The organism is Gordonia sp. NPDC003376, assembly GCF_053589235.1.
In genome coordinates this window covers 1-9,634 of sequence record NZ_JBSFRM010000002.1, presented here as the reverse complement: position 1 = coordinate 9,634, position 9,634 = coordinate 1, and the positions used below count along the sequence as shown (strand labels likewise).

Sequence of the window (9,634 nt, the reverse complement as noted above, 5' to 3'; positions counted from 1 at the left end):
TGTGGTTCTCACGATGATTGAGCCGACGAGGAGCGTAGCGACGAGGCGTGGTTCTCACGATGATTGAGCCGACGAGGAGCGTAGCGACGAGGCGTGGTTCTCACGATGATTGAGCCGACGAGGAGCGTAGCGACGAGGCGTGTCGAAATCTCCGCAGCCCGACCTCGCCGACGCAACCACGAACCACGAACCACGAACCGCGAACCGCGCACGGTCGGGCCTGCACCCCGGCCAGGATCCGCGACACGATGCAGAGATCCACGGTCCACCGAACGCGGCCCCGTCAGCACCGGATTCTCTGGCAGACTGGGTTCATGAGCGCGCTCGTGTGGATCGCGGCGATGATCGTTCTGGTGATCGGTGAGTTGGTCACCGGGGACCTCGTGCTGCTGATGCTCGGTGGTGGTGCGCTCGCCGCCGCCGGCGTCGACTACTTCTTCGGGGCCCCCGTCTGGGTGGACGGGATCGTGTTCGCCGTGGTCTCCATCCTGCTGCTCACGACGGTGCGCCCGGTGGCGAAACGGCACCTGCTCACCCGGCCCGCCTACCGCACCAACATCGAGGCTCTCGAGGGTAGATACGCCACGGTGACGACCCGGGTCGACGAGCATGCCGGACGCGTCAAGATCGGCGGCGACGAATGGTCGGCGCGGGCGATGACGCCGGGCGCGGTGTTCGAACCCGGTGACCAGGTGACCGTCGTGGAGATCGACGGGGCCACCGCCGTGGTCTGGAAGACGTGAAGGACATCGGCGGGTCCGAACGGCCCGAGGACGTCGGCAAGTGCGGAAGGCCTGACCGCAGTTCGCGAGTGCTGACACCGATCGAGAGTGGGGAGTACGTATGGAATACGTCGGTCTGATCATCGCGGTACTGCTGATCGTGATGGTCGTGGTGGTCCTGGCCCGGTCGGTGGCACTGATCCCGCAGGCCGAGGCCGCGGTCATCGAACGGCTGGGCCGCTACACCCGCACCGTGTCCGGACAGCTCACCCTCCTGATCCCGTTCATCGACCGTATTCGTGCACGCGTCGACATCCGCGAGCGGGTGGTGTCGTTCCCGCCGCAGCCGGTCATCACCGAGGACAACCTGACGTTGTCGATCGACACCGTGGTGTATTTCCAGGTGACCAACCCGCGGTCGGCGGTCTACGAGATCGACGACTACATCGCCGGTGTGGAGCAGCTGACCATCACCACCCTGCGCAACGTCGTCGGCGGGATGACCCTGGAGGAGACCCTCACCTCCCGCGACTCGATCAACGGACAGCTGCGGGGGGTTCTCGACGAGGCCACCGGCCGCTGGGGTCTGCGCGTCGCCCGGGTGGAACTCAAGTCGATCATGCCGCCACCGTCGATCCAGGAGTCGATGGAGAAGCAGATGAAGGCCGACCGTGAGAAGCGGGCGACCATCTTGACCGCCGAGGGCCAGCGCGAGTCGGCGATCAAGACCGCCGAGGGCAACAAGCAGAGCCAGATCCTGGCGGCCGAGGGCGCCAAGCAGGCCGCGATCCTGGGTGCCGAGGCCGAACGCCAGTCCCGCATCCTGCGTGCGCAGGGCGAGCGTGCAGCGGTGTACCTGAAGGCGCAGGGTGAGGCCAAGGCCATCCAGAAGCGGTTCGCCGCGGTCAAGGCGAGCAAACCCACCCCGGAGGTGCTGGCGTATCAGTACCTGCAGCAGATCCCCGAGATGGCCAAAGGGGAGGCGAGCAAGGTCTGGGTGGTGCCCACCGATTTCGGGTCGGCGCTCCAGGGATTCGCGCGGTCGTTCGGGGCCCGGGGTGACGACGGGGTGTTCCGGTACGAGCCGACCGACGACGCGGTCCCGGACGTCGACGAATCCGACACCGAGGGCTGGTTCGACATGGTCACCGATCCGAAGGTCGCCCAGGCGGTGGCCGAGGCAGAGGCGGTGGCACGCCAGCCCGTGGAGCCCGAGCTGCCGATCCGACGTCCGGAGCCGATCTCGAGCCCCGAGATCACCCGAGGACCCGAGATCAGTCCCGGCCGGCCGACCCAGCATGCGCCGGAACAGTACTCGGAACAGCACTCGGAGGTCTCCGGTCCTGCTGCAACCGGCCAGCACGCGCAGGGTCAGCACGCATGGGAACCACCGGGCCGGTACGCCCCCGGACAAGACTGACCCAGAAAGGACTGACCCGGGTAAGGATTTCTCCGGCCGGGAATCCCCCCGGGCAGAGTGTCCCGGGCCAGGACGACACCGGCCAGGACGACACCGGCCAGGACCCGGAGGGGTACCAGGACCTGTGATCGCAGAAGGCCCACCCGGATCGGACGGAGATGCGTGGTGGTCACCGGTCGACCCCGATCTGCCGATGGATACCTTGCGCTCGTGCCCGGGGTCAGGCGATCTGGGCGCCCGGATGGTCGACCGGCATACGGACATCGACGATCAGCCCGATCACACCGATGGCGAAGAATGTTCCGCTGAGGAGCAGCAACCACGGATTCTGGGATCCGGTCATGGCGTCGCCGAGCAGGACCACCGCGGTGGTTCCGGGTGCCATCCCGATCACCGTGGCCAGCAGGTACGGCACGGTGCGGACCGACGACAGTCCGGAGCAGTAGTTGAGCAGCCAGAACGGGCACACCGGGATCAGCCGCAGGGAACCGACGGCGAGCCAGCCACGGCGCGCCAGCCGAGACTCCACGGCCCGGATCACCGGGCGCCGCAGATAGGGCTGAACCCGGGTGCGGCCCGCACCGCGGGCGAGCCGGAACGCGAGGTAGGCGGCCAGGGTCGCCGAGATCATCGCGCCGACGAGTCCGACGACCGGCCCGAAGAACACTCCGGACATGACGGTGAAGATGGTGCGCGGGATCGGGAACAGGGTCACGACGACGTAGGCCAGGAAGAACACCCACACGAAGGCGGGGCCGAGGCCCTCGCCCCACTCGCGGACGCTGCCGACCGAAGGGATCGGCACCAGATAGGAGATCCCCAACAGTGCGCACACCGCGACCAGGCCGAGGACCGCATTGCGGATGCTGCGCCGCCCCTGCCGCTCCGGGGCCGGGTCGTCGACGGGTATCGTCGACGTGTCCGGCGTCACAGCCTCGTCTTCGATCGGGGTCTCGACGAGGGGGCGCTGGTCATGTGGCACCCATCCACTGTACCGACGCATTGTGGTGGCATTTCTCACGCAGCGGCCCAACCGGTAGGGGCCGACCGAGCGATCGGCTAAGGTCAACTACGCTCTGATCACCGAGCGCACTATGGAGGTGTGTCCAGCCCGATGCCCGAGCAAACCGTGCATTCAGCAGCATCCGATCCGGCGGGGTCGGCGGACCTGGCCGACGCGTATCGGTCGTGGTCGACCGCCGCGGCGGCGGTCCTGGCCAAGTCCCGTCGCATCGAGGTCGATCAACTCCCGGACACCCCCGAGGCGTTGCTGTCGACCACCACTCCGGAAGGGCTGACCGTCCGCCCGCTCTACACGCGGCGTGACGAGACAGCCGAACCCGGTGTCCCGGGCCGGTTCCCGTTCGTGCGCGGCGCCGATCCGGCGCGCGACGTGTTGACCGGGTGGCGGGTCACCGAGCGGTTCGGCGACGATCCCGCCGACGGTGAGCAGGATCCGATCGAGCAGATCAACGGCGACATCCTCGACGCCATGATGAACGGCGCGAGCGGACTGTGGCTCGAGATCGGCGGCACGATCGGTGTCGACGACCTCCCGGCCGTGCTCGCCAACGTCTTTCTCGACCTGGTGCCACTCACCCTCGACGCCGGCACCCAGGGGATCGAGGCCGCCCGCGCGGTCCTCGCCGTCAAGCAGGCCGGTCTGAGAGCCCCGGAGGCTGCGGCGCCGACCGCCGCGACCACGCTCTCGTTCGGTTTCTCGCCGCTCACCGGAGCGTTCTCCGGTCGGCCCACGGTCGACACCGACGCCGCCACCGCGCTGGCCGTCGAGGTGGCAGACAGTGCGACCGCGGCCGGATCGGTCCGTGCCTTCCGGGTGGACGGCACCGACTTCGCCACCGCCGGGGCCAACGACGCCTTGGAACTCGGCCTGATCGTGTCCGCGGCTCTCGCGCACCTACGTGATCTCACCGATGCCGGACTCGACGCCGCCACCGCACTCGGCCAGATCTCGTTCGCCGTCTCGGTCGACGACGACCAGTTCGCCGGCATCGCGAAACTGCGCGCTCTACGCCGCATCTGGGCGCGTGTCGCCGAGGTCGTCGGAGCCCCCGACGCCGGTGCCGCACTCACCCACGCGGTTACCGACCTGTCCATGTACAGCCAGCGCGATCCGTGGGTCAACATGCTGCGCAGCACCATCGCCGCGTTCGGTGCCGGTGTCGGCGGTGCCGACCAGGTCACCGTCCTGGCATTCGACGCCGCCATCCCGGCCGAGCAGCGCACCTCTGGCGCCCGATTCTCCCGCCGGATCGCACGCAACACCCAGCTGCTGCTGCTCGAGGAGTCCAACATCGGACGTGTGCTCGACCCGGCCGGGGGTTCGTGGTTCGTCGAATCGCTGACCGACGACCTCGCCGCGTCCGCGTGGTCGGTGTTCACCGACGTCGAGCGTCAGGGTGGCTTCCGCGCCGCGCTCGACGCGGGCTGGATCGCCGACCGCATCGGTGAGTCGCTGGCCGCCCGTGACGTCGAGGTCGCCTATCGGCGTGCTTCGGTGACCGGTGTCAACGAGTTCCCGAATCTCGACGAGAAGCCGTTGTGCGGGTCACTCGCCGGTGCCACCGATGTGGTCGGTGCCACCCCGCGACTCGCCCGCGTCGGCCGCGCGTTCGAGGAACTCCGCGACCGGTCCGACGCCCGGCTCGCCGCCACCGGCGTCCGTCCGCAGATCCTGCTGCTTCCGCTGGGCAGCGTCGCCGAACACAACGGCCGCACCACGTTCGTCGCGAACCTGCTCGCCGCGGGTGGCATCGCGGCGGCCAACCCGGGTCCGTTGACCGCCGAGGAGATCGCCGCCGCGGTCGCCGACACCGGCAGCCCGATCGCGGTGCTGTGCGGCACCCGGGCCCGCTATGGCACGGACGGACCGGCGGCGCTCGCCGCGGCCCGTGCCGCCGGACTCACCCGCGTACTGCTCGCCGGTCCGGACAAGGAGTGGCCGGATGGCGACGACCGTCCGGACGGGTCGTTGCGTGTCGGCATCGATGCGGTGGCCACCCTCACCGAGCTGCTCGACGCGCTGGCCGCGTCGGACACCGCACTAGCACAGGCATCGGGAGAACAGGGACTGGGAGCGCAGGCATGACCAACACCGAATCCAGTACGGCCATACCAGATTTCACCGAGATCGCACTCGACGGAGGGGAGGTGGCCGCCACCGATGCCGGTGCGGTGATCTCCGATCTCGCCGGCGCGCACGGCTACACCGATGAGCAGGTGACCTGGTCGACGCCGGAGCAGATCGACGTCAAGCCGGTCTACACGCGGGCCGACCGTGACGCGGTCACCCGTGACGCCGAGCACCCGTACCCGATCGACTCGGTCCCCGGTGCGGCGCCGTTCATCCGTGGCCCGTACCCGACGATGTACGTCAACCAGCCGTGGACGATCCGCCAGTACGCGGGCTTCTCCACCGCCGCCGAGTCGAATGCGTTCTACCGACGCAACCTGGCCGCGGGCCAGAAGGGTCTGTCGGTGGCGTTCGACCTCGCCACGCACCGCGGCTACGACTCCGACCACCCGCGCGTGGCCGGCGACGTCGGTATGGCAGGTGTGGCGATCGACTCGATCCTCGACATGCGGCAGCTGTTCGCCGGCATCGACCTGGGCAACGTGTCGGTGTCGATGACGATGAACGGTGCGGTGCTGCCGATCCTGGCGCTCTACGTCGTCGCCGCCGAGGAACAGGGGGTGCCCCCGGAAAAGCTGGCCGGGACCATCCAGAACGACATCCTCAAAGAGTTCATGGTCCGCAACACCTACATCTATCCGCCGAAGCCGTCGATGCGGATCATCTCCAACATCTTCGAGTACACCAGCCAGAAGATGCCGAAGTTCAACTCGATCTCCATCTCCGGCTACCACATCCAGGAAGCCGGTGCGACCGCCGACCTGGAGCTCGCCTACACCCTCGCCGACGGTGTCGAGTACATCCGTGCCGGTCTCGACGCGGGCCTGGACATCGACAAGTTCGCGCCGCGCCTGTCGTTCTTCTGGGGCATCGGCATGAACTTCTTCATGGAGGTCGCCAAGCTGCGGGCGGCGCGTCTGCTCTGGAGCGAGCTCGTCGCCCAGTTCGAACCGAAGAGTGCCAAGTCGCTGTCCCTGCGGACCCATTCGCAGACCTCCGGCTGGTCGCTGACCGCGCAGGACGTGTTCAACAACGTCGCCCGCACCTGTGTGGAGGCCATGGCCGCGACCCAGGGCCACACCCAGTCGCTGCACACCAACGCCCTCGACGAGGCGATCGCGCTGCCGACCGACTTCTCGGCTCGGATCGCGCGCAACACCCAGCTGCTGTTGCAGCAGGAGTCGGGCACCACCCGTCCGATCGATCCGTGGGCCGGATCGAACTACGTCGAGTGGCTCACCCACCAGCTGGCACAGAAGGCACGCGCCCACATCGCCGAGGTCGAGGCCGCGGGCGGTATGACGCAGGCGATCAACGAGGGTCTGCCCAAGCTGCGCATCGAGGAGGCCGCTGCCCGTACGCAGGCCCGGATCGACTCCGGTCAGCAGCCTCTGGTGGGCGTGAACAAGTACCAGGTGACCGAGGACGAGGAGATCGAGGTCCTCAAGGTCGAGAACTCCAAGGTACGCGCCGAGCAGCTGGAGAAGCTGGATCGTCTTCGCGCAGGCCGTGATTCGGCTGCCGTCGAAAAGGCCTTGGCCGAGCTCACCCGCGCCGCGGCGTCGTCCGAGGGCGGCATGGAGAACAATCTGATGGCGCTGGCCATCGAGGCGGCCCGACATCAGGCCACCGTCGGCGAGATCTCCGAGGCGCTCGAGAAGGTCTATGGTCGGCATCAGGCGGAGATCAAGACCATCAGTGGGGTGTACCGACATGAGGTGGGCGAGGTGAGTGGCGTCGACTCCGCCATCGAGATCGTCAGGCAGTTCGCCGAGGCGGAAGGCCGGCGTCCCCGTGTCCTGGTGGCGAAGATGGGACAGGACGGTCACGACCGGGGCCAGAAGGTGATCGCCACGGCGTTCGCCGACCTCGGTTTCGACGTCGACGTGGGCCCGCTGTTCGCCACCCCCGAGGAGGTCGCCGCACAGGCGGCCGACAACGACGTACACGTCGTCGGCGTGTCGTCGCTCGCGGCCGGTCACCTCACGCTGGTGCCCGCGCTGCGCAAGGCGCTCGAGGAGGTGGGCCGCCCCGACATCATGATCGTCGTGGGTGGTGTCATCCCGCCGGGCGATTTCGACGAGCTCTACGAGGCCGGTGCCTCGGCGATCTTCCCGCCCGGGACGGTGATCGCCGACTCCGCGGTCGAGCTGGTCTCGAAGCTGGCCGACAGCCTCGGACTGGAACTGGCCGGAGTCGCCTCGGAGTGAGCGCGCACGACGTGAACGCCACCGGTGTGCAGGCCGCACCGCGGCCCGCACGCCCACCGCTCGACCTCGATGCCCTCGAGAAGGGCATCCTGGCCGACAGGCGCGCCGACCTCGCACGGGCGATCACCCTGGTCGAGTCGACCCGTGCCGATCATCGCGTTGCGGCCCAGGACCTGCTGCTGCGGTTGACCCCGCACGCCGGCCGATCGTTCCGGGTCGGGATCACCGGGGTTCCCGGTGTCGGCAAGTCGACGACCATCGAGGCCCTCGGGATGCACTTGATCTCGATGGGGCACAAGGTCGCCGTGCTGGCCGTCGACCCGTCGTCCACCCGGACCGGTGGGTCGATCCTCGGTGACAAGACCCGGATGGGACAACTGTCGGTCAACCCGAACGCGTACATTCGGCCGTCCCCGACCTCCGGCACGCTCGGCGGCGTGGCCAAGGCCACCCGCGAGACCATCGTGCTGGTGGAGGCCGCGGGATTCGACGTGGTGCTGGTCGAGACGGTCGGTGTGGGTCAGTCGGAGGTGACGGTCGCCAACATGGTCGACACGTTCACCTTCCTGACTCTCGCCCGGACCGGAGACTCCTTGCAGGGCATCAAGAAGGGTGTCCTCGAACTCGCCGATGTCATCATGGTCAACAAGGCCGACGGCAAGCACGAGCTGGAGGCCAAGTCGGCCGCGCGTGAACTGAAGAACGCGCTCAAGCTGATCTATCCGCACAATGCGCTGTGGATGCCCCCGGTGCAGACGATGAGTGCGCTGGAGAACATCGGCGTCGACGACTTCTGGAATGCGGTCCTCGAACATCGCGAAACCCTCACCAGGGCAGGGGAGTTCGAGGGTCGTCGGAGCCGCCAGCAGAGCGACTGGATGTGGGAGATGGCCCGCGACACCGTGCTCTCGCGGCTGTCGCGCAGCGCCGGGGTCGCCGCGATCCGTGACGACGTCGAATCCCGTGTCCGCTCAGGCGATCTCACGCCGGCACTGGGCGCCAAGCAGATAATCGACGCGTTCGACGCCGAGCGCTGACCGGGGATCGTCTCTCGTGGACCGGCCCAGTCGCGGCCGCCGACCTCAGTTGCGGCCCTTGACGATCATGCGCTCATAGGAGTCGGGGTCGGTCGGATCGAAGTTCCAACGGCCATGGGTCGATCCGAGGTATGTGCCGTGCTGCAGGTCCGCGACGAGATTCCGCTGGGGCGAGTGGCCGGGGAACTGGTCCCTGACCGCGGTCGACATGGCAGCGAGGAGGTTCTCCGGATCACCATGATGCTCGGCGACGATCTGGTCGAGGGGTTTGAGCGTTCGTGATCCGGTGTGCTCGTACCAGGATGGGTCCCCGACGATCTCGCCCGGCTGTGCCACCTGGCTGAGCGTTCCGTACATGAGAACGATCGAGTCGTCGGTGGGGGTGGCGCCGCCGACGGTCTGGGGCGGTGGACGGAAGGGTGTGTCCGACGCGGTCTCCGGTGACAGCATCCACGGGACCGCGGCGGTACCGGCCGCACCGAGCGCGATCGCTGCCGGATGTGGGATCGCGGTGAGACCGGCCGATGCCGAGGTGATGATGTTCTTGACCCTGGCATTCGCGGCGTTGCGCTGCTCGGTGTCGGCGTTCTCGTCGAGCTGCAGATCGTATTCGGCGCCGTAGAGCGCGGCCTGTCCCAATGCCCTGAGGTTCGCGGCCTTCTCGGCCGGCCCGGTCGCCGACGTGGGGTCATGAACGGCCGCAGCACCATTGAGCTCGATCTGCTGCAGGATGGCCCGATACAACCCGGTACCCGCTTGCGTCTCCGGTGGCCGACGTTGTCGCTCGCGATCAGGGTCAACAGCCGTGCCGCCCGCCGCTGGAGTTCGTCCTTGTCGTAGGAATGCTCGAAGTGCGGTTCCGAGGCACCGTCTGCGGTGGATCCGCCGGCGTCATCCCACTCGTGGCCGAGAAGACACGTGACCGACAGATCTCTGTCGAACTCGGGGAGCGCAGAGCCGTCGCCATGGTGTCCTGGGGTTCCCCCGAAAAAGTGAACACGGTTAGCTTGATTGCTGACTTGCGTGTGAGCTGATCTCGAAGTTGATGGGTGAGATCATCCCCAACGAACTGTGTCTCCTGTCATGATTGT

At 67.9% G+C, this 9,634-nt stretch carries 7 protein-coding genes; 5 read left to right on the top strand and 2 right to left on the bottom strand.

Features of this window, described 5'->3' with window-relative positions:
* The first annotated feature begins 314 nt into the window (after window positions 1-314).
* Together ACWDUA_RS02320 and ACWDUA_RS02315 are read left to right on the top strand one after the other, a co-directional pair.
* On the top strand, window positions 315-743 hold the full coding sequence (locus tag ACWDUA_RS02320) for an NfeD family protein (RefSeq protein ID WP_449749399.1): 429 nt from the start codon (window positions 315-317) through the stop codon (window positions 741-743).
* 100 nt (window positions 744-843) lie between these two features.
* A complete protein-coding gene (locus ACWDUA_RS02315; RefSeq protein ID WP_449749398.1) occupies window positions 844-2,142 on the top strand; it encodes an SPFH domain-containing protein in 1,299 nt (432 codons plus the stop codon).
* Between the two features lie 220 nt (window positions 2,143-2,362).
* Here the strand turns inward: ACWDUA_RS02315 and ACWDUA_RS02310 are convergent, their stop codons facing one another.
* Window positions 2,363-3,052: a TVP38/TMEM64 family protein gene (locus ACWDUA_RS02310; protein ID WP_449749693.1), complete on the bottom strand. Its 690-nt coding sequence runs from the start codon at window positions 3,050-3,052 to the stop codon at window positions 2,363-2,365.
* 204 nt (window positions 3,053-3,256) lie between these two features.
* Here ACWDUA_RS02310 and ACWDUA_RS02305 point away from each other — a divergent pair, with 204 nt between their 5' ends.
* Genes ACWDUA_RS02305 through meaB form a run of 3 tightly spaced genes read left to right on the top strand, consistent with a single transcriptional unit; the run spans window position 3,257 to window position 8,543 of the window.
* Entirely contained in the window at window positions 3,257-5,251 is a 1,995-nt protein-coding gene (locus ACWDUA_RS02305; RefSeq protein ID WP_449749397.1) for a methylmalonyl-CoA mutase family protein, read from the top strand.
* A complete protein-coding gene (scpA, locus tag ACWDUA_RS02300; protein WP_449749396.1) occupies window positions 5,248-7,506 on the top strand; it encodes a methylmalonyl-CoA mutase in 2,259 nt (752 codons plus the stop codon). The genes ACWDUA_RS02305 and scpA overlap by 4 nt, the downstream gene beginning before the upstream one ends.
* A 26-nt stretch (window positions 7,507-7,532) precedes the next feature.
* On the top strand, window positions 7,533-8,543 hold the full coding sequence (meaB, locus tag ACWDUA_RS02295; protein WP_449749692.1) for a methylmalonyl Co-A mutase-associated GTPase MeaB: 1,011 nt from the start codon (window positions 7,533-7,535) through the stop codon (window positions 8,541-8,543).
* A gap of 45 nt (window positions 8,544-8,588) precedes the next feature.
* Here meaB and ACWDUA_RS02290 read toward each other — a convergent pair whose 3' ends face one another.
* Window positions 8,589-9,287 carry a hypothetical protein gene (locus ACWDUA_RS02290; RefSeq protein WP_449749395.1) on the bottom strand — a complete coding sequence of 233 codons (699 nt, stop codon included), beginning with the start codon at window positions 9,285-9,287 and terminating at the stop codon, window positions 8,589-8,591.
* Window positions 9,288-9,634: the final 347 nt, after the last annotated feature.